The 21,044-nt window shown below is 33.4% G+C and carries 24 protein-coding genes; 3 read left to right on the top strand and 21 right to left on the bottom strand.

Annotation, left to right across the window (positions count from 1 at the left end):
• Positions 1-185: 185 nt before the first annotated feature.
• Positions 186-1,358 carry an IS256-like element IS1542 family transposase gene (locus HMPREF9707_RS05160; protein ID WP_006701235.1) on the top strand — a complete coding sequence of 391 codons (1,173 nt, stop codon included), beginning with the start codon at positions 186-188 and terminating at the stop codon, positions 1,356-1,358.
• A 138-nt stretch (positions 1,359-1,496) separates the two neighbouring features.
• On the opposite strand, the gene rpe is transcribed toward HMPREF9707_RS05160, so the two are convergent.
• From rpe to hxlB (HMPREF9707_RS05085), 15 genes are all read right to left on the bottom strand, one after another.
• Complete coding sequence (gene rpe / locus HMPREF9707_RS05155) at positions 1,497-2,150, bottom strand: ribulose-phosphate 3-epimerase (protein WP_006701635.1); 654 nt, start codon at positions 2,148-2,150, stop codon at positions 1,497-1,499.
• Positions 2,143-3,843, bottom strand: coding sequence for a ribulokinase (araB, locus tag HMPREF9707_RS05150; protein ID WP_006701634.1), 1,701 nt, complete (start codon positions 3,841-3,843; stop codon positions 2,143-2,145). Before araB ends, rpe begins: the two co-directional genes overlap by 8 nt.
• Positions 3,836-4,462: an SIS domain-containing protein gene (locus tag HMPREF9707_RS05145; protein WP_006701633.1), complete on the bottom strand. Its 627-nt coding sequence runs from the start codon at positions 4,460-4,462 to the stop codon at positions 3,836-3,838. Before HMPREF9707_RS05145 ends, araB begins: the two co-directional genes overlap by 8 nt.
• Entirely contained in the window at positions 4,446-5,123 is a 678-nt protein-coding gene (locus HMPREF9707_RS05140) for a beta/alpha barrel domain-containing protein (protein ID WP_006701632.1), read from the bottom strand. The genes HMPREF9707_RS05145 and HMPREF9707_RS05140 overlap by 17 nt, the downstream gene beginning before the upstream one ends.
• A gap of 17 nt (positions 5,124-5,140) precedes the next feature.
• Positions 5,141-5,587, bottom strand: a complete 447-nt coding sequence (gene rpiB, locus HMPREF9707_RS05135; RefSeq protein ID WP_006701631.1) for a ribose 5-phosphate isomerase B — start codon at positions 5,585-5,587, stop codon at positions 5,141-5,143.
• Between the two features lie 3 nt (positions 5,588-5,590).
• Entirely contained in the window at positions 5,591-6,520 is a 930-nt protein-coding gene (locus tag HMPREF9707_RS05130; RefSeq protein WP_006701630.1) for a ribokinase, read from the bottom strand.
• Positions 6,521-7,486, bottom strand: coding sequence for an ABC transporter permease (locus HMPREF9707_RS05125; RefSeq protein WP_006701629.1), 966 nt, complete (start codon positions 7,484-7,486; stop codon positions 6,521-6,523).
• 15 nt (positions 7,487-7,501) lie between these two features.
• The gene (locus tag HMPREF9707_RS05120) at positions 7,502-8,503 is read right to left on the bottom strand and encodes an ABC transporter permease (RefSeq protein WP_006701628.1); all 1,002 of its coding nucleotides are present in this window, start codon (positions 8,501-8,503) and stop codon (positions 7,502-7,504) included.
• 16 nt (positions 8,504-8,519) lie between these two features.
• Positions 8,520-9,998 (bottom strand): sugar ABC transporter ATP-binding protein, encoded by a 1,479-nt coding sequence (locus tag HMPREF9707_RS05115; RefSeq protein ID WP_006701627.1) that lies wholly within the window; start codon positions 9,996-9,998, stop codon positions 8,520-8,522.
• A gap of 78 nt (positions 9,999-10,076) precedes the next feature.
• Positions 10,077-11,129, bottom strand: a complete 1,053-nt coding sequence (locus tag HMPREF9707_RS05110) for an autoinducer 2 ABC transporter substrate-binding protein (RefSeq protein ID WP_006701626.1) — start codon at positions 11,127-11,129, stop codon at positions 10,077-10,079.
• A 146-nt stretch (positions 11,130-11,275) separates the two neighbouring features.
• Positions 11,276-11,752, bottom strand: coding sequence for a PTS sugar transporter subunit IIA (locus tag HMPREF9707_RS05105; RefSeq protein WP_006701625.1), 477 nt, complete (start codon positions 11,750-11,752; stop codon positions 11,276-11,278).
• Positions 11,753-11,766: 14 nt separating this feature from the next.
• Complete coding sequence (gene hxlB, locus HMPREF9707_RS05100; RefSeq protein WP_006701624.1) at positions 11,767-12,324, bottom strand: 6-phospho-3-hexuloisomerase; 558 nt, start codon at positions 12,322-12,324, stop codon at positions 11,767-11,769.
• Positions 12,314-12,958, bottom strand: a complete 645-nt coding sequence (gene hxlA / locus HMPREF9707_RS05095) for a 3-hexulose-6-phosphate synthase (RefSeq protein ID WP_006701623.1) — start codon at positions 12,956-12,958, stop codon at positions 12,314-12,316. Before hxlA ends, hxlB (HMPREF9707_RS05100) begins: the two co-directional genes overlap by 11 nt.
• Before the next feature lie 12 nt (positions 12,959-12,970).
• Positions 12,971-13,645, bottom strand: coding sequence for a fructose-6-phosphate aldolase (locus HMPREF9707_RS05090; protein WP_006701622.1), 675 nt, complete (start codon positions 13,643-13,645; stop codon positions 12,971-12,973).
• Between the two features lie 71 nt (positions 13,646-13,716).
• A complete protein-coding gene (gene hxlB / locus HMPREF9707_RS05085) occupies positions 13,717-14,295 on the bottom strand; it encodes a 6-phospho-3-hexuloisomerase (protein WP_006701621.1) in 579 nt (192 codons plus the stop codon).
• A 199-nt stretch (positions 14,296-14,494) separates the two neighbouring features.
• Here hxlB (HMPREF9707_RS05085) and HMPREF9707_RS05080 point away from each other — a divergent pair, with 199 nt between their 5' ends.
• A complete protein-coding gene (locus HMPREF9707_RS05080) occupies positions 14,495-15,244 on the top strand; it encodes a DeoR/GlpR family DNA-binding transcription regulator (RefSeq protein WP_006701620.1) in 750 nt (249 codons plus the stop codon).
• Positions 15,245-15,401: 157 nt separating this feature from the next.
• Here the strand turns inward: HMPREF9707_RS05080 and HMPREF9707_RS05075 are convergent, their stop codons facing one another.
• The 6 genes from HMPREF9707_RS05075 to HMPREF9707_RS05050 are packed head-to-tail and all read right to left on the bottom strand — an operon-like array spanning position 15,402 to position 19,617.
• Positions 15,402-15,686: a PTS sugar transporter subunit IIB gene (locus HMPREF9707_RS05075; RefSeq protein WP_006701619.1), complete on the bottom strand. Its 285-nt coding sequence runs from the start codon at positions 15,684-15,686 to the stop codon at positions 15,402-15,404.
• A 30-nt stretch (positions 15,687-15,716) separates the two neighbouring features.
• Complete coding sequence (locus HMPREF9707_RS05070) at positions 15,717-17,045, bottom strand: PTS galactitol transporter subunit IIC (RefSeq protein ID WP_006701618.1); 1,329 nt, start codon at positions 17,043-17,045, stop codon at positions 15,717-15,719.
• Between the two features lie 27 nt (positions 17,046-17,072).
• Positions 17,073-17,525 carry a PTS sugar transporter subunit IIA gene (locus HMPREF9707_RS05065; protein ID WP_006701617.1) on the bottom strand — a complete coding sequence of 151 codons (453 nt, stop codon included), beginning with the start codon at positions 17,523-17,525 and terminating at the stop codon, positions 17,073-17,075.
• Between the two features lie 23 nt (positions 17,526-17,548).
• Positions 17,549-18,070 carry a YjbQ family protein gene (locus HMPREF9707_RS05060; protein ID WP_006701616.1) on the bottom strand — a complete coding sequence of 174 codons (522 nt, stop codon included), beginning with the start codon at positions 18,068-18,070 and terminating at the stop codon, positions 17,549-17,551.
• The gene (locus HMPREF9707_RS05055; protein WP_006701615.1) at positions 18,057-18,767 is read right to left on the bottom strand and encodes a triose-phosphate isomerase; all 711 of its coding nucleotides are present in this window, start codon (positions 18,765-18,767) and stop codon (positions 18,057-18,059) included. The genes HMPREF9707_RS05060 and HMPREF9707_RS05055 overlap by 14 nt, the downstream gene beginning before the upstream one ends.
• A 10-nt stretch (positions 18,768-18,777) precedes the next feature.
• Entirely contained in the window at positions 18,778-19,617 is an 840-nt protein-coding gene (locus HMPREF9707_RS05050) for a class II fructose-bisphosphate aldolase (RefSeq protein WP_006701614.1), read from the bottom strand.
• 301 nt (positions 19,618-19,918) lie between these two features.
• Between HMPREF9707_RS05050 and HMPREF9707_RS05045 the strand changes: the two genes are divergently transcribed.
• Entirely contained in the window at positions 19,919-20,737 is an 819-nt protein-coding gene (locus HMPREF9707_RS05045; protein ID WP_006701613.1) for a hypothetical protein, read from the top strand.
• Positions 20,738-21,044 lie beyond the last annotated feature (307 nt).

Here is a 21,044-nt window from a genome sequence, read left to right as displayed (position 1 = left end):
TCATAAATAAAATAAGAATTAAGCTACGAAAGGTAACTTAATTCCTAAAGAACAATTATAAATATTATTTGATAAAGATCCGCTGATAAAGTCCATATAATTGTGTAAAAGTTAAAAGGCCATGTAACAGCCCTTTTACGGTACAATGTTTTTAACCACTAAAAACATACCCAGGAGGACGTTACATGACCCAAGTACATTTTACACTGAACAACGAAGAGGTTCAAAGTATTATTGAACATTCCGTTAAAGATGATGTGTCTAAAAATATTTTGACCACTGTTTTCAACCAATTGATGGAAAATCAACGAACAGAATATATTCAAGCCGATGACTATGAACGTTCAGAAAGTCGTCAGAGTCAAAGAAATGGCTATTATGAGCGAGACTTTACGACTCGTGTGGGCACACTCGAATTAAAAGTGCCTAGAACACGTGATGGTGAATTTTCACCGACGGTGTTTGAGCGTTATCAGCGAAATGAAAAGGCACTGCTCGCTTCAATGCTTGAGATGTATGTTTCAGGCGTTTCGACACGTAAAGTTTCAAAGATTGTTGAAAAGCTCTGTGGAAAATCGGTATCGAAATCTTTTGTTTCTAGCCTGACTGAACAGTTAGACCCGATGGTCAACGAATGGCAGAACCGTTCGCTCTCAGGTACGAATTATCCTTATCTGATGACTGATGTTCTCTACATAAAAGTCCGTGAGGACCATCGAGTGCTTTCTAAAAGCTGCCATATTGCGATCGGGATAACAGAAGGGGGTGATCGTGAAATCATTGGCTTCATGATCCAAAATGAAGAAAGTGATGACACATGGTCCATCTTCTTTGACTACTTAAAAGAACGCGGTCTACAGGGGACAGAACTCATCATTTCTGATGCCCATAAAGGCCTAGTGTCTGCGATTCGTAAGTCCTTTACCAACGCAAGTTGGCAGAGATGTCAGGTCCATTTTTTAAGAAATATCTTCAGTTCCATTCCAAAAAAGAATTCAAAACCGTTTAGAGAAGCAGTAAAAGCGATCTTTAAGTTTACGGATATTGAACTCGCTCGAACAGCTAAGAATGCCTTAGTCGGTGAATATATTGACCAGTCCAAATATACAAAAGCATGCGAAACATTGGATAATGGCTTCGAAGATGCCTTTCAATACACGGTCATCGGAAATGGCCACAATCGGCTAAAAAGCACCAACCTTCTTGAACGACTGAACCAGGAAGTCCGCAGAAGAGAAAAGATTATTCGTATCTTTCCCAACCGATCGTCCGCCAATCGATTAATTGGAGCTGTCCTTATGGACCTTCATGATGAATGGCTCAGTTCTACAAGAAAATATATTAAGTTTGATCAATGAGTGACCGGTAAAACATTGTATAGTATTTTACACAGGATTGTGGACTTGACTGATCCGCTTCGTAATAACTTTTTGCTAAACATAAACATTATTATTAAATAAAATTCTAAAAACTAGCAAAAAATTCAGAGTAATAGATTAATACTTTCTATATTGTTCAATTAATTCCGAATAATCTTCCTCTTTATTGAACAAGGCTGATGTACCTAATACAAAGCCGTCTACACCTATTTTTCTTAATGTCTTAATTTTATTTGCGGAAATTGCTCCATCAACAAAAATTTTAAAATCATGTTTTGCCTTATACTTAGCAACATATTTTATCTTTTCATCAATATAATTTAAATACTTCTGACCTGAAAAACCAGGTGGAACTGTCATTATTAAGACTATATCAACCATTGGCAATAAATACTGCACACTTTCTATGCTAGTTTCAGGATTAAGAGCAATACCAACTTTAACCCCACTTTGCTTAATCTTTTGTATAGTTCTAACAATATACGGATCTGACTCAGGATGAACATAAATAATATCTACACCCATGTTCAAAAATAAATCGATATATCGTCCAGGATTTGAAACCATTAAGTGAACATCTAATGGCTTCGTTGTATTTCGTCTTACAGCCTCTATATCTCCTATTCCCATTGCAAAGTTGGGCACGAAAGTTCCGTCCATTATATCAATATGAAATATATCTACACCCGCTAAATCTAATTTATTTACTTCACTTTTTAAGTCATCAAAATTTGCACACATCATAGATGGACACAGATATATTTTATTCATTATCCTTGACCTCACTAGTTAAATCTTTTGCTTTCTTTTCTCTAAGCCTAATTTCTTTTAGTTCATTCATTATTTTATTCTCTCTACCAAAGATATCGTAGAGCTCTTTATAAATTGAATAAAGAGTTTCGTATTTTTGAACTTTTTCAGGATTAGGATGGTACACTGCGCTATATTCTGTACCCATTTTTTCACTAGCTTCTACTATACTATCATATCCTCCGTTATTTTTTCCTGCTGCAACAGCCGCAAAAATTGCACTAGAATGTGCTGGTCCTTGCGTGCTACCACCTATTTTGATTGGCATATTCAATACGTCAGCATATATCTGCATTAAAAATGGATTTTTATTAGCGATGCCCCCAGAGGCAACAAATTCGTTCACTTTCACACCATTATCCACAAAATTATCCACTATTACTTTTGTTCCAAAAGCTGTTGCTTCACAGATAGCTAAATATATTTCTTCAGGTGTTGTACTAATATTCAATCCTACTATCAACCCTGATAAATTCGAATCATTCAATGTTGATCTATTACCGTTAAGCCACTCTAGCATTACTAATCCTGATTCACCAGGTTCTAGTTTTTTTGCTTTTTCTATTAATAAATCGTGAATAGAAATTTCTCTTTCTTTTGACTCATTAATATATGATTCGTTAATCATTCTACTTGTGAACCAGTGAAATGTATCGCCCACTCCATTTTGTCCTGCTTCATAACTATAGTATCCTGGTATAATACCATCCGCAACTACACCACTAATTCCTGGGATTAGATATTCTTCTTCATCCATAATTAAATGACAGCTTGACGTTCCAATGATATCTAGCATCACCCCTGGCTTAGTTATCTTTACACCTGGAAAAGCTACGTGTGCATCAGCATGGGCTACTGCAACTGATGTTCCCGTTTGAAGACCCGTTTTTCTACTTAAATTCTCAGTTAGTCCCCCTGCCTTTTCTCCAACACTTGAAATAGGCATATTTATTTTATGTGTCACCAATTCATTAAGTCTAGGATCTAATTTATTTAGAAACTCAATTGGAGGATAACCTTCTCCCTTATGCCAATTAGCTTTAAAACCTGCAGTACAAGCGTTTCTAGTGTGATTCCCTGTCAATTGCCACACTATCCAATCTCCACCCTCGATAAAATAATCCGCTGCATCATATACTTCAGGTGCCTCTTCTAACGTTTGCCACACCTTTGGAATTAACCATTCCGAGGAAATTTTACCTCCAAACCTTTTTACCCATAATTCATTGTCTTTATTAGCTAACTCATTAATAATATCGGCTTTATCTTGAGCAGAGTGATGTTTCCATAATTTAACGTACGCATTCCTATTATTTTTAAATTCATCTAAAAAACAAAGTGGCGTCCCATCTTTTTTAACTGGTAATATTGTGCAAGCTGTAAAGTCCACACCTATCCCAATAATATCACTTGGATTAACCGCAGAATCACAAATAACTTTTTTGAAAGTATATTCAAGAACATCTAAATAATCTTGAGGGTGTTGTAAAGCCCAGTCAATTGGTAAAAGTTGTCCATCAGGTAATGTTTCATCCATAACACCATGAGGATACTTCATTTCTGCAGAAGATATTTGTTTTCCATCACTAATTCTTATTAGTACTGCGCGACCTGATAATGTCCCAAAATCAATCCCTATCGTGTATTTACTCATTTTTATCCTCCTCATCCATTTGATTCAGTTTTAGCCCGACAAAACCTCCGGGGTGATTCTTTTTAAATGAGCTTTTATTAAAGCCTGATAACTCAGCAAGCATATTTATAGTGGTATCCATAAAAACACATGTCATTACAAAACTTCCAGTGGCTAAGAGATTATCTCTATCTATTTCTTCACTTTTTGGAAGCAAAATTACTTCTTGGCATATAGATGCAAGTGTAGAATCTTCATTTTCAGTAATAACTACTAGCTCGACTTTTTTCTCTTTTAAAATCTGGGCTGCTTTTATCAATTCTTGTGTTTCTCCCCCTCGAGAAAAAAACAATACTAAATCTTTTTCCTTGATACAGCCAATTCCTCCGTGTAATGTGCGCGAAGATGATAAATATACACTACTATATTCAATACAATTTAAAGAATGGACAACTTTTTGCGCTAGAATACTTGATGTCCCTGAACCCAAGCAAAAAATAAACCCAGAATTATTTTGAATTAATTTTACTAATTTATTTGATTGCATATTTACATCATCTGTTAATAACATTTTTATATTTTCAGTATGAACTCTAATAACATTTTCAATATTTTTTTTGGTATCACTTTTTAATAGCATTTAAGAAGTCCTTTTTTTGAATTTCACAAGCATTGTTTATATCTTGATCTAAGTTAAATAATCCAGAAGAACCCAACACAAAAATATCTGCTCCAGCGTCAATTAGTGACTTATATGTGTTCTGATTCACTGATCCATCCACTTGGATTTTATATGAAAAATTATTTTTTTCACGTACGTTTGCTGCTTCCTCTATATTTTTTAAACTTTCATACACAAATTTTTGTCCTGGAAATCCGGGATCCACCATCATTATAGTCAATAAATCAATCTTTGATAAACAGTTAAATGATTGTTCAACAGTTATGGCAGGATTTATTACTAGTCCTGGCAAACAATTATAATCTCTAATTTTTTGAAATAATCTGAATGCTTGATTTTGAATCACGTCATATTGTAATGAAATATACTTTGCCCCTGCTTTTGCAGATAACTCTATCCAATCCTCCGGATATAGAGTAGCCAAGTGAACATCCATAGGCTTTGTGATCACTTTATTAAAATATTCCATTAGTGTCGGTGATAGAGACAAGTTCTTACTGTACACTCCATCAATAATATCAATATGAAATAGATCCATATATTTATCTAAAATCTCTAATTGTTGTTTAAAATCTAAAAAATCCATACACATTAGAGAAGCAGACATTTTATATTCCATTATCATCACCTTTTATATTACTTGTTTAATTCTTCCATCTTATTCATACGTCTAACGTGTCTACTTTCAGAAGTAAAATCTGTATCTAAAAAAGCTTTAATAATACTAAGTGCTAAATCTGTTCCAACAACTCTTGCTCCTAAAGCTAATATATTCGCATCATTGTGTTCTCTTGATTTTCTAGCCATGTACTCATTAGTACATAATGCCGCCCGGATTCCTGGATTTCGATTAGCAGCTATTGAAACACCAATTCCTGTGCCACATATAATAATGCCTTTATTTGCTGTTTGATTTTGAATAGAGTCTGTAACTTTTTTTATATACCCTGGAAAATCTACACTCTCGGGCGAATGACAACCAAAATCAAGGACTTCATAGCCATTTTCCTTCAAGAATGTCACTATTTGATTTTTAAGTTCGTATCCACCATGGTCATTTCCTATGGCAATCTTTTTTCCCATTTTCTATTCCTCCATTTTTTGGTATCCGTCCATAACCTCTTTATAGGAAGGTATTGATTCAGCAGCTCCTTTTTTCGTTACACAAATCGAGGATGCGTATGATGCAAAATCAATTGATTTAGGTATATCTTGCGTTTCTAAATATCTCTTAAGAAAACTCGCTATAAAAGTATCGCCTGCGGCAGTGGTATCAACCGCATTCACCTTATATGACGGGAACAACTCACCTTTTTGTCCATCATATAGATAGGAACCTTGTTCCCCTAATTTTAATAGGATATATTCTGAATTGCTATTTTCATAAAGGGTTAGCGCGGTTTCATAAATCGATTGTTCTGATTCAATTTTTATTCCGGTTAAAAATTCTGCTTCACTTTGATTAGGTGACAGTATAAATATCTTTCCTAATTTATTTAAATCTAGTCCAGGTAAAGGTGGACCTGCATCTACTACTAATTTTACATTCATAGAATTACAGATTTCAGCAATTGAATATATAGTTTCTTTTAAAATTTCAAATTGAATCAATACAAAATCAGGATTTATTTCAGTAATTATTTTTTCTAACTCACTTACGTCTACATAGTGGTTAGCTCCAGGGATAGTCGTTGAAAAATATTCTCCATTATTCATAATGTTTATTACTGCAGTTCCTGTTTTCTCTTTTTCAACTACTTTTAGGTGGTCAGTGTTTATATTTAATCCATCTAAGTAATTCAGATAGTTACTGCCGTATTCATCTTTTCCAACAGAACCAATCAAGTATGTTTTTATATCCATTTTATTCAATGCTATAGCTTGATTAGCTGCTTTTCCACCATATCCGTATTCATATGATTCTCCTAATACTGCCTCGTTTAATCTCGGTATCCTTTCTATTCCATAAATAAATAAATCAATATTTATACTTCCTATCACTACAATTTTTTTCATTTATGAGCTCCTTCTTTTTTTATTATCTACATAGTAATTTAAAAGAAGTACGAAAATTAAGGCCCCTCCCCATATTAAATCTCTGTAAAAATTATTGATATTAGGGAATAAATTAAGTAATGATGATAGTACTTGGACTATAATTGTAGCGAGAAATACTCCTAATATTTTACCTGATCCTCCATTAGGGTTTAATCCTCCTAATACTGCTATCAAAATTGTTTGCATTGTATAGCTGGATCCGAAGTCTGCTTTAGCTGAATTAATCCTAGATAAACTAATTAATCCTGCTACTGATGACAAAATACCTGAGATAAGATAAGTTTTTATTAGAATTTTAGATACATTATACCCTGTATATCTTGATGCCAAACTATTAGTTCCAACAGAATATACCTTCAAACCAAAGGTTGTGCGATCAAAAATATAAGCTATTAAAGCTACTAGAAATAAATAGATAACAAATGATAATGGAATAAAATTAAATAAAGTTACTTTGCTAATGACTGGAAATATGTCAGAAACGCCGCTTAAACCTCGTCCTGCTGTTATTATAATCGCTATTCCCATGAACAATTGCATTGTACCTAAAGTAGCAAGCATTGGAGGAATATTGATTTTAGACACTAATACCCCATTTAAAGTACCACAAATTACTCCAATACCAATAGCACAGACCACAGCTAAAACGATTCCTGTTATTCCCGAATAGTTCATCATAATTAATCCAGCTATAATCGCGCTGAGGTTTGCAATATAAACAGTTGACAAATCAATTCCACCTGAAATCATAGCAACTGATACACCCAAAGCCATCAAGCCGTATTCAACCATTTGTCTTTGCATAGATATAAAATTTGTAGTCTTATAAAAAGAATCTCCTTTTATGATAAATGCTAGTAGCAATATCCCAATTAAAATCAATATTAGTCGTGATATGTGATTATTATATTTACCCTTATTCATACTATTACACCTCTTTCACTTAGCAAAACGAAGTTTTGAAATGTCAAGTACCGATATTGCAGTACCAACAACTATTATTAAACCAACAATTGCTCGTTGCCAATATATTGGAACCCCTATAAGCATCAAACTATTGGATACCATTGTTAGTAACAAAGTACCTAGAAAAACTCCCGTCAAACTTCCCTTCCCAGAAGCCATACTTGTACCGCCTAGTACCACAGCAGCAATAACAGTCATTTCTCCTCCGACATATTCTGTTGGTAAGAAATATTTAGTTTCAAGCGCATAGCACATACCTGCAATCGCCGCAATCCCACCACTTATTGTAAAGAGACTTGTACGAATCAATTTTACATTAAAGCCTGCACGCTCAGCGGATGAAGAATCACCACCAATTGCAAAAACTCCTCTTCCAGCAATAGTATAATTTAGAACTAAATACACAGCTAAATACAGTAATAATGCAATTATGAATGTTTTGGGCAAAGCTGCACTAATATTAGTAGTTGGATTCGTAACACTGATTAATGGTTTTTCAACGAAACTCATTATTTCTGTAGGTAAAAGTACTCGTCCCGCATTTAAAACCCCAAATAAAATACCACTAAATATTGTTGAAGTTCCTAGAGTCACAATAAGAGAAGGAAAATCATAGTTAGAAATTAAAAAGCCATTTAGAAAACCCAATAAAAGACCAAATAAAATCGAAATAATAAACGCTCCCAATGTTCCCACCGTCATTCCCATATTGGTAACAAATATGGTACCCATATAAGTACTTAAAGCAGCAATTAGCGGAAAAGAAATATCGGCTCCAGTACTAATAAAACCTAGATATGCACATAAACCATATATTAACGGTACAGTCATTGATCTGAGCAAATTGATCATATTAGTATTTGAAAAAAATTGACCAGACCTAACCTGAACAAGCAATGCAAAGATAATTATAATCAGAAACACGAAAAACTCTGACTTAAAAAACAACTTATTCATTTTACTTTTCATATTCATTTATTATCAGCTCCTTCTACATATAGTTTGATAATATTTCTGGTGTTAATTCCTCTTTTTGTAGAGTCGTTATTATTTTTCCATCAGTCATCACTTCTACTCTGTCACAATTTTGTGTTATTTCTCGCATATCATCCGAACCTATAATTATAGCCACGCCAGCAAGAGATAGAGTTTTTAATACTTTATATATATCATGCTTCGCTCCAATATCTACACCTGCAGTTGGCCCATTTAAAATTAAAATTTTCGGTTGGGTATCTATCCATCTAGATAATAAGACCTTTTGCTGGTTACCCCCTGAAAGAGCTCCTACTGCTTGATCTTCATCTGTTGTTGCAATTGAAAACTGATTTATTGCCTCTCTTGATTTTTCTATAACTTTTTTTCTATTTATTATTCCTAATGAATTGGCATATTTATCAATCATAGCAGCAGTCGCATTTGTTTTTATTGACATAGGTAAAAATAATCCTTCTGTTAAACGATCTTCAGGTACCAAAGCAATTCCTAAATCCTGTGCACGCTTTGGATTCTCTATTATTACCTTTTCTCCATCAATATATACCTCTCCTGAAGTAGGTTGTAATAAACCAAAAAGTGTCTGTGTCAATTCAGAGCGTCCATTTCCTAAGTGACCAGTTATCCCTACAATTTCTCCTTTTTTAATAGAGAAATCTATATCCGAAAAGTTCTTTCCTGTAAGTCCTTTTAACTCAAGTACTGTATCTCCAATATTCTTTTCGTAGTGAGATTGTTCATATTTTAAATCACGACCTGTCATATAAAATGAAAATTTTTCTTCTGTCATATCAGAAATCGGGAGTGTTATTACATTTTCACCATTTCTAAAAACAGTAATTCTATCACAAATTTCAAACACTTCATCTAATTTATGTGAAACAAATAGGATCGTTACATCTTCCGCTACTAGTCGGCGGATTATATCAAATAATCTGTCAACTTCTTTTTTTGTCAAAGCTGTTGTTGGTTCATCCATAACTATTAATTTTGCATCATCCAGTAGAGCTCTAGAAATCGCTACAAGTTGTTTATCAGCCACTGAAAGATTTTCAACTAGTTCGTCAAGGTCAACTTCAAATCCTATTTTGGCAATCGCTTCTTTCGCTATAACATCAAAATCTTTTTTGGTTACTAATTTCTTCCCGTCTAATAATATCTTATTTAGCGCTAAATTTTCTCTAACCGTTAAATTAGGGAATATAGAAAAATCTTGATAAATAATTTGTATTCCTTGTTTAATAGCCTCACTTGGTTTCATTTCTGTATATTCTTGGTCATCAATAATTATTTTTCCACTTTCTGGTTTATGAACACCAGATAAAACTTTAATAATTGTTGATTTACCACTTCCATTTTCACCAGCTAAACAATGAACCTCCCCTTTATTTATTTGTAATGAGGCTCCTTTTAAAGCTTTTACACCACCAAAGTTTTTGCATATGTTCTCCATTGAAATAAATTTTTGTACCATTTCCTCACCTCTTCTATAAAAAGAAAGCGTCATAGATTCGACCTTAATCGATATGACGCTTTCATGCTAAAATCTGTATTAGAAATCGTAATCTCCGATATTTTCTGAATCAATAATCAGTGGTGCATTACCAATAATAATTCTGTTTGTTTTTTCTGAAACTTCAACCTTTTCATAGCCAGTTACACCTAAATCTGACTCATTCTCAATTAATTCACCGTTTAACACCTTGACAGCTGTTTGTAGCATGGCATAACCTGCATCCGCGGGATCCCATAATAATAACTTATTGATTGTTCCACTCTCAATATATGGTCTGAATTCATTTGGAGTACCTACTCCTACAATTGCTACTTGTTCCTGTAGTCCTAATTCTTCAACCGCATTTGCTATACCCGGACAGTCAGTTGAAGCAACTCCAGTAAACCCTCTTAAATCTGGGTTAACACTTAATATTTCTCTTGCTTTTTCGTATGCTGTATTAATACTTTCTTCTGACTCAGCACTAGGTACTTCTCCATTAATAAGCTCCATCTCTGGATATTCCTCTTCTTGTCTTTCATGCTGAGCATTCGCATATTCCATATGTGTTGTAGATGTTGTATAACCTACCATCATTGCATATTTGCCTTTTTTATCCATTGCATTAGCCAACTCATCCATAATTGTTGAACCAAACATATCTGATGTAAATGCTTCAACGTCATATAATGTATTTTCTTGATTTGAGGCTTCATGTGTAATTACTACAATTCCTTGATCAAGCGCATTTTTTAATGTTGATTCTAAGGCTTGTGGGTCAAGTGGAACAACCAACAACGCATCAACACCCTGTGCAATCAAGTCTTCAATAACTTGAACCTGAGAAGCAGCATCTGGGCTAGCTGGCCCGCGTGAAATAACATTAATTCCCGTATCTTTCCTAAATTGCTCAATACCATCTTCCATACGCATAAACCAAGCTGATGTATTATCTTTAGTTACAACACCTATCGTCCATTCAGACCGGTCTTTATCTGATTTAAAAGTAGCTGGATCATAGTCTAAACCTGATGCAAGAGCTACAGCACTATGACTCATTAGACCAAATACCATTAATAATACCGCCAAAAACTTCATTATTTTTTTCATTTTTTTATTCCTCCATTTAATCTATAAAATTTTTTAATACTAACAAAAAAATAAATTTTTCCTCCCTTCATCTAAGATGTATTAAGATCTCATTATCCTAGCAACATCTCTAATGGTGTCTAGTTATAATTCTCAATCATTTCAGATTATGACTCTATTTTCATAATTAATTGTCCCACTTCTACATTTTGTGATTTTTCATATTCGATTTCCTTAAACTTTGTATGATTTGGAACAACAAGAGAAGTAACTGTATCTAGTCCTTTACTTTTTATATATTCTATATCGAATCGAATCAAGAATTGACCTTTTTCAATTAAATCTCCCTCAGTTACAAAGCATTCAAAACCTTGTCCATCTAATTCAACAGTGTTGACACCTATGTGAATCAATAAGTCCGCTCCAGTTTCACTTTTAATACTAATCGCATGTCCTGTTGTAAAAATCGATTCAACTTTTCCACTAAAAGGTGCATATACCTCTCCAATTTCTGGGATAATTGCTACACCATCTCCTAATGCCTTAGTTGCAAAAACTTCATCATCAACATCGGAAAGCATAATTAATTTACCTTTTAATGGACTATATACTTTCAAATCAATTCCTTTAATAATTTCTCCCATATCTAATCCTCCTTTCACTCCAAATTAGCATGTCTGTTATACATTTCTTTCTCAGAAACTCCCATTTTATCCATTAATGTTAAAATCATGGCATCATATAGTAAACCTGATAATTGCTCAAAAATAGTTGCCATTGGCTGACTTGATTTATACCCCAGGCCTTCAAGTCTCGGTGTTTTACCAGGTATCGTAGCAAAAACATTCGAAATTTTCGCTAGTTCAGACTCATCATTCATAGTTAACAACGCAATATTAACCTTTAACTTCTTAGCTTTCTTAGCTAAAGTTACCATTGTTTCAGTTAATCCAGAACCTGATGTTATTAATAACAAATCATTCTCTTTTGCCGCAGGGGTGGTTATATCTCCAATAAAGTAAACTTTTTTTCCCAAGTGCATTAGACGATTTGCAAAACCCTTTAAAAATACTCCGGACCGGCCTGCCCCAGCAATATAAATTTTTTCTGAAGTCATTATATAATCAACTATTTCTTCTATTTGTTGAAAGTTGATTAATTCTAAATACTCTTGTATCTCTCCAATAATTAATTTAAAGTTATTCTCAGTATTCATTTGTAATACCTTTTATACTTTCATAAATTTTTTGACACTCTGATATCCTATCATTAGCTTTTATTATTCCCCCTCCTACAATAATGATATCTGGAGATAAAACTTTATATTCGGACAAGGTTTTTAAATTTATTCCTCCTGCTACCGCGACTTTTGAAGAAGAAATTACTTCTTTTAATTCTATTAATCCTTTTAATGAGTTTTTCCCTGAAGATTGCTGATCCACACCAGTATGAATAGACAGTATATCAGCTCCCATTCTTTCCAACTCAGTAGCTCTCACCTTAACATTGTTTACACAAAGCATATCAACCATAATCTTCTTGCCAAACTTGTGAGCCACTTGGATTGAATCTTTTATAGTTGAGTCATCCGTTATTCCCATAACTGTCACTATGTCAGCCCCAGCTTTGAGTGACATTTCTGTCTCCAGAGCTCCACCATCCATAATTTTACAATCCGCTAATATTTCTATGTTTGGGTGTTTTTTTCTAATTTCACTTACTAGTTTTAATCCATATTTTATTATCATAGGTGTCCCAACTTCAATAATATCTAAATATGGATGGAGATCTCTTACTATATCCAAAGCTTCTTCATAAGATACATCATCTATTGCAACCTGAAGTTTCATATTTATCCCCTCCTAAAAATCAAAAGTTTGGTTACCATAATACTCTTTCCAATCTGAGGCAAATGCTTCGACAGCATAATTAATATTTTTATCATCTAGAAATTTATCAACTACATCCACACCCACAGTTAGGTAATTCGCTCCCGCATGATATGCATTTAACACCTGAGTAATATTTTTAAAGCTAGCGCCTAAAATTTCAGTGCTTTTATTTTCTCTTACAATTGTACTGTTGATCCTAGAAATTATTCGAAAGGGATCCGTATCTAAATTTAACATTCTATTCACATATGGAGCTAAAAAATCCACATTATATCCAATGGCTAGCTGAGCTTGTATTTCGTTGTATATTGCTGTAGCCGTAACGTTAAAACTATTGTCTTTCAAATATTTAATTGCTTTTAATCCTTCTATTGTTACTGGGACCTTTATATAAGTATCGTTTCCTATTTTATCGATAATATATTCAGCCTCACGAATGATAGCATTAAAATCTGAAGAAACTGTTTGTATATGCAAGCTCTGTTCTTTGCTTAATAACGATTTAATATTTTTCATGCTCGTTTCAAATGAATTCGGATTTGATTTTTTGATTATGCTTGGATTTGTTGTCACTCCGTATACTGGTAAATATTCCAAATAGCGCTCTATTTTTCTTATATCAGCTGTATCAAGTATCAATTTCATTAAATCACCTCTTTAGTACTGTTTCTTTAATTGTTTAAATATAATTTTTAAGTTACTTAATTCGAAAAATATCACTCTAAATTTGCATGAAATTCCCATAGAGAATCTAGATTAATACTTTTTTCTTTAATAATCATTAATCCCACGACATCCCCCAGAAGCAATAACATTTGTTCAAATAGACTTGTCATTGGTTGTGATGACGGTATTTCGTCGTCTAAATACAATTTAGTTTGTACGGGGATTCTAACAAATAAATCACTTAATTTGGAGATAGAACTCTCCCCATTAGATCCTATATGAACAACTACCGCTTGCAAGTCTTTCGCTTTCTTCGCAATTTCGAGAGGGATTATACTTTCACCACTCCCTGATCCAACGATAAGTACATCATTTTTTTTGATAGCTGGTTCTGTTATGTCTCCTACAACTACACATTTAATCCCTAAATGTGACCATCTTTTCGCTATTGATTTTAAAGATAATAGCACTCTTCCTACCCCTACAAAAAAAACTTGGTCTGAGTTTGTAATGATTGTTATTAATTCTTCTATTTCACTCTCATTTATTGATTCAAAAGTAGCTTTAAGTTCTTCTAGAACTGTTGTATAAGCGTTTTCAAATCCGCCCATTAAAATTCTTCCCCCCATATTGAAATCTCATAGCTATTTTTAGATAAATTTGATTTTTCTTTATTATTAAGTCATAATTCAATTGTAACCGCAAACAATAAAAGGGTCAATACTTTTTTTGCACCTATTTGCACATATTCTGCAAATTAATGCAAGAAAAGTACTAATAAATGATTCTATTGTAGGCATAAAAATAAATAGTAACAAGGTGAGGACAATGAATAAAGAAAAAAGACACCAGACGATTGTGGAAATGATTAGTATAGAAGGTAAAGTTAACATTATTGATTTATCATCGAAATTAAATGTTAGCGAAGATACAGTACGTCGTGATTTAGTAGAATTAGAAAACCAAAAAATGTTAAAAAGAATAAGGTCAGGAGCTGTTAGAATTGGTCCAGCTGTAACAAGCTTTGAATATAGATGCTCTGTTAACACCCATGTTAAAAGATTGATTTCCAAAAAAATTCTTCCTTATATATCACAACACAAGACAATATTAATTGACGGAAGCACTAGTAACTTAGAACTAGTAAAATTGCTCCCACCAAATTTTAATGCTACTTTTGTTACAAACTGCCCTCCCATCGCTACTGAGTTAGCAAAATTAGAATCAAGTGAAATTATCGTGGTCGGTGGAAAGCTATATAAGAAACCCATGATTAATGTAGGGGCTTCGACTTTTGAAATCATTCGAAATATGAATTTTGATATTTTTATTAATGGTATTTATCATGTTGATTCTACATTAGGCACCTCTGTACCAACATTTGAAGAAGCAAATATAAAAAGATTAATGATGGAACGATCAGAATCTATTTTTTCAATTGTTACATCGGATAAATTTGAAACTATCAGTAATTTTATCATCGATTCTGATATCAGAAACTTAAATATATTTACACATGACTTGTCCAAAGAAATATTTCAAAAATATAAAAGTAAAGGTATTAATATCTACCAATAGTATTAATATTCTACGAATTTCAATTTTTTAATAATTAAGTTGGTGAAGATTTTTATCATTTGTAAACACAATTTTCATTTCATAATTTTTATAACTGATTCTATAATAAATAGGGTTGACGATTTTTTCATCAACCCTTTCTTTTAATTATTGTTTTTTATTTACTTAACTCTGCTTTGATTTCTTCAAATACTTTATCTGCACCAATACCTGTAAGTAATGGAACAGCCATAATTACTTTATCTTTTAGATTGTCTGGTACTGCTGTTGTAGAGATAACGACATCGTAATCATCAAGACGGTTCGCTTCCTCTGCTACTTTGGATTGGAATAATGAGACTTCTTTATCTAACCCTTCAGCTTTTAGCCAATCTTTTACTTTATTCATCACGACTGTTGATGTGGCAATTCCTGAGCCACACATTACTAGTAACTTTTTCATTGAATTTCCTCCTAATTAACTACAATATTATTATTTTGCTTTTGTTTTCACTTTATTTACATAGTATAGTCCTGCTAAGGAAGCAACTAATACAATTGTAATAATAAGCCATACATTAACTTTAGCGGCAGTAATGAATAACCATGTTGGCCATAGTCCACCTTCGATCATCGCAGTGATGCTTTCGTTATTCCCCATACCAAAGTTTGCTGCTTTAGCTGCTGCTGTTACAAGCGGAGCTGCCCAAGAAGTAATGTATAGGATTGATGCCATATATAAAGTACCACCCAATACAGTTCGAACAATATTCCCTTTAAATACTGCTGCCATTAAACACACAGCATATGGAATTGTCGCTAAGTCTCCAAATGGAATTACTTTATTTCCTGGTAAGATAAATGCTAAAAGAATTGTGATTGGCACTAGTAATAATGAACTAGATAATACTGCCGAATGACCTACAGATAATGCAGAGTCCATCCCGATATTAAGCTCTCGACCAGGGAATCTTTTCTGTACGAACTCATTCGCTGATTCAGAAATGGGTGCAAGACCTTCCATTAATAAAGCAACCATACGTGGTAACAGCACCATTACCGCTGCAAGCTGTACACCTAGTTGTAATGAATCGCCAATTGAATAGTTTGCAAGTAACCCCATTACAATACCAATCATTAAGCCCATAACCGTTGTATCACCAAAAATTCCGAATTTTTCTTGAATTGTTTCTGGGCTTGCTTCAATTTTATTCAAGCCTGGTATTCTATCAAATAACCAGTTAAGTGGTAATGCAATAATGAATCCAGGCGCAGATGTTCCGTGTGGGAAAGTAATATTTGGGAATTGGTAAAATTCTCCAATTGTCGGTGCAATAAGATCCCCTAATAAATAAATCATGACTAAATACGCAACCATTGCATAAAGACTTTGTGAGAAATTATTTGTTACAGCAAAAACTAATGAAGCCACAAACGCAGCATGCCAAAAGTTCCAAATATCAACCATCAGTGTCTTAGTTAGACCAAATAATAATAAAATAATATTAACTCCAATACCAACTGGGATTGCTAAACTTCCTAGTACGGTACCGTATGAAATAGCGGATGCTGCTGGCCAACCCACATCGACTACGTTTAGAGAAAGACCAAATCTTTCAACCATTTGTTGAGCAGCTGGACCGATACTATCTCCTAATAATCCTGTTACAAGATTAAGCCCGATAAAACCAACACCTACCGTTAAACCAGCTTTGAAAGCACGACGAGGTGCTGTTCCGAGGATTAACGCAAAGATAAAAATTAATATTGGAAGGACAATGGATGGTCCTAAGTCAATAAACTTCTGAACAAAATCAAACATCATAATACCTCATTTCTTTTAAAAATTTTATTTGATAATCTCTTCAATCTTTTCAATCGATTGTGCATCTAACAAAGCTCTTACTTTGTCAGTATTCTGCATTAATTCAACAACACTTTGTAAAGTCTCAAGCTGATTGTCAGGGTTAATTAACCCTAGAACAAATACCAAATTCACTTCCACCGATTGCTTCGGATCCTCCATAGATTTGAAAGTTATCGGTGACTTTAAGGTAATGAGTGAAATGAATTCTTCTTTTATGTGTTCAGCATCAGCATGAGGTATTGCTACACTATATTCATTTAGTTTTAGCCCTGTAGGAAAGTTTTGTTCTCGTGTTTTGAGGGCGTCTTCGAACGAAGGTTTCGAAAACCCTAACTCTAATCCTTTATCTGAAATAAATCCAAAAAGCTCATCTGTATTTGCAAATTCCTTATTTAGAAAGATTAAATCTTTATTTAATAAACTAAAATTACTCATCGATATAATTCTCCTTCATTTAATTACTCTCCTATAATGGTGATTGAACATTTTCGAACTCTATCCCTTGTCACATCAAAGTCAACGAAGTAGACATAGCCTGTACTTCCTACAGCCAACTTATTGTCTTCAACACTTAATACCTCACTGGTTCCAATGAGGGTTGATTTTAAATGCGCATCACCATTCCACAGTGCTCTTCTATCACCTCCCGGTAAATATTCAGCGGCATTATCCCATGCTTCTACGACTTGATAATGTTCCTCTCCCGGATAATTATACACTTCTGCAGAATCATGAGCAGGAATTATCTTCGAGAGAACATTATTTAAATCTTGCTGCAATGTATCGAGTCCATCTTCATTTTTATCATGGGCATACTCTTCAAAGAATACAGCACACGTAGTATGAGGTGTAACCACCGCACAGATACCATTTTCGATACCACTCTCTTCAATGGCTTTTCTTATTTCGGGTGTCACGTCAACATAGGTTACAATTTTTTCCTTTGTATCTAACTCTATTGTTTTTTTATATACTGCCATCTGAATCCCCCTCTTGGTATGCTTTTATCGCTGCTTCAAACATATCTTTCAACATCGCTTTAGGATCTGGAGCTTTTACAATGCCACTAGTGCATCCTGTTCCATCAGCACCCAACTTGATTACATCATATACATCTTGAGCACTACTGATACCTGCTGCTTGCATCACTAATATATTTGGACTAATATCCTTCACAATCTTATTAGTAGTTAATACATATTCTTTATCACTTGTTTGACCTGTTCCAATTAACTCAGTTGGTTCACATAGAATAATGTCAGGTTCTAACGTGGCTATAGCCTTTGCTTCTTTTATAGAATCAGCACAGACAATCGTAATGATATTCAATTCATCTGCCTTATTAATCGATTGGACAAGTTCTGAGAAAGATAATGGATTCTCTGCGTGATTTAAAAATGTAGCTCTCGCTCCTGCATTATAGATGGAGTCAGGCAAGACTTTACCCATTCCTCTACCCGGACTTATTCCATCCAAATGCTGAGCAGTCACAATAATATTTTCAGTATGCTTAGCAATATTTTGTATGTCTGAATATGGACAGGTTACAAAAAAAGTGCATTCAGGATGCTTTCCAGCTAACTGATCCGCTTCAATTGCCATCTCTAGCAATGTATCCCCATAAAGATATGACTTTGGATTAAAAACAAAAAAAGGCGCTTTTACTTTATCTGTCATTTCATCTCTCCTATATTTCAATAGACTGAGTGCCAAAAACGTCATAATAGTGATTCAAAACTTCTTCCATGCCTAAATTAGCTAATTCTTTTAAAACTAGGTAGTTTTTAGGATGCCCTTCTTCAATTTTATGTAGTGCACCATTAATAAAGTCTGTAAAAATATTAATTTTTGAAATGCCATTTGCTGCACATTTCGATAGATTCTCATCACCAGATGAAGACCCGCCATGAAGCACTAATGGAACTTTTGATATTTCTTTTATTTCTTCCAATCTTTCAAAATTAATCTTAGGTTCTCCTTTATAGACACCGTGAGCAGTACCTATCGATATTGCAAGTGAGTCTACATTTGTTCGGTCAACAAATTCGATGACATCTTTTACTTCAGTGTAAATCGAATCACTTAATTCGTATGCTTCAGTCAAGTCCTCAGACCCTACATGACCTAACTCGGCTTCAACTGAAACATTGTGTTTATGCGCATAATCAACTATTTCTTTAGTAATTTTGATGTTCTCTTCAAATTCTTTTTGTGACGCATCAATCATTACCGAACTAAAACCTAGTTCGATTGCTTTAAAAATAAATTCTGGGTTCGTCCCATGATCAAGATGTAACACAATTGGCACTGATGCGTTATCAACAAAGTAATTCCCAATCAACGCTGCTTCTTCAAGCGAAATAATATGTCGATGTGATTCAGCAAAAGCTAAAATCAGTGGTAACTTTCTTTCTTCAGCGACTTTTACAAAAGTTCTTGCAGAATCTAAATCAATAAAATTTGTTGCCGGTATTGCAAAACCTAATTTCTGCACTGCTGGTAAAACCTTATTAGAGTTTACTTTCATTGAAAACCCTCCCTAATATCTTTATATAAAAGAATACTCCACTGAAACCTCTTTCGCAAGAGTTTTGAACTATTATTGATGTCATGAAAATATATTTTATTTTATGTCTTAAAGTTAAAATAACACTTTGATTTTGCTAATTTTTTTATAAATTACAGCTAACTGAAAAATTGTAATTTTATCTGTTCTTTTTTATTACTTTTACATATTTATATAAAATCCTTTATACCGTAACCTATTCCACGATTCTATTGAGTTGCTAAATCTGTAGGGTATAATTAATGTCAAGAGAGGTGATTAAATGAATAAATTAAAGAAAATTATATTTGCGTCATTAGCTATTATTAGTATGTTAGGATGCTCTTCATATAGAAAAGATGATATTTTCAGTGAAAAATATTCACACGATTATAATAAATATGTAGATAGTGCGTGGATTAATAGATTAGTGCACACAATTGATAATGAGAGTAGTTTTGATGTATCTAAGATTTCAACTCTTTATCAAGGGAATCAAATTCCTGATTCTGTATATTTATTTCCTCCTATAACAAGTTATTCTAATCAATATATTTTCATTTCAACAGAGAGGAATTCATGGGATGGTGCCACTTTATCAGTTGAATTCAAAAAACATTGGCAAAATATTCAGCTACTAGAATTAGTTAAATTAATTTCAAATAAATTTATGCCAAACTTGTCTGAAGAGGAATTAGCTGAATTTTACAGTGTTATCGGGTCTGAGATTGAGGAAGGTCAGACAAGCTCATGCACTATTGACAGAAATGCCCGGGAACTTATTGTGACAAAATACGGTCCAGATAATTCTGATGAAACATTATTAAATATTCAAGTTGACTTTTTGAGTTTAACAGAAGCAGGATATTCCTCGTCGTTACTTTTAAATGAGACCGAAAAAGGTCGCCAAGAATTAGCGTATGATACATCATACGAGGATATAATGAATAGTGAAGATGGCTTTAAAAATAAATACTTTGAATTTGATTTTGAAATATGCGAAATTGAAGATTATATTTCTCAAACAGAGTTGACTGGGTATTTAAATAATAACCCTGCCCATACGGAAAAATATGGGTTCCAATTCCTAACGATGAGTTAAAAATAAAAGATAACATTCATGTCTTTGCAGTATCTAGCGGATTCGACCTTAACGATATACCTAGTTTTTCTGGTATTCAAATTTCAAAAAATGGGACTCAAATTAATTTTGACTGATGACACAATTTTCATCAACCTTTTCTTTATCTTGATTAAACAATGATGTCCTTCATATTAAAAGCACGAAGTAAATATAATAAAATAAGATACGTGCATATTGATTAATAGACTATGACTCTCTTATCTTTCATAAAGTATATGAACACATAGTATCAAGCCCCTTACGCAAAAAAGGAATTAAGCTACAA

The sequence above is a fragment of the Falseniella ignava CCUG 37419 genome, from assembly GCF_000301055.1.
GTDB classification, from domain to species: domain Bacteria; phylum Bacillota; class Bacilli; order Lactobacillales; family Aerococcaceae; genus Falseniella; species Falseniella ignava.
The sequence above is the reverse complement of the archived record's forward strand: the minus strand, read 5'-3'. Positions and strand labels throughout refer to the sequence as shown.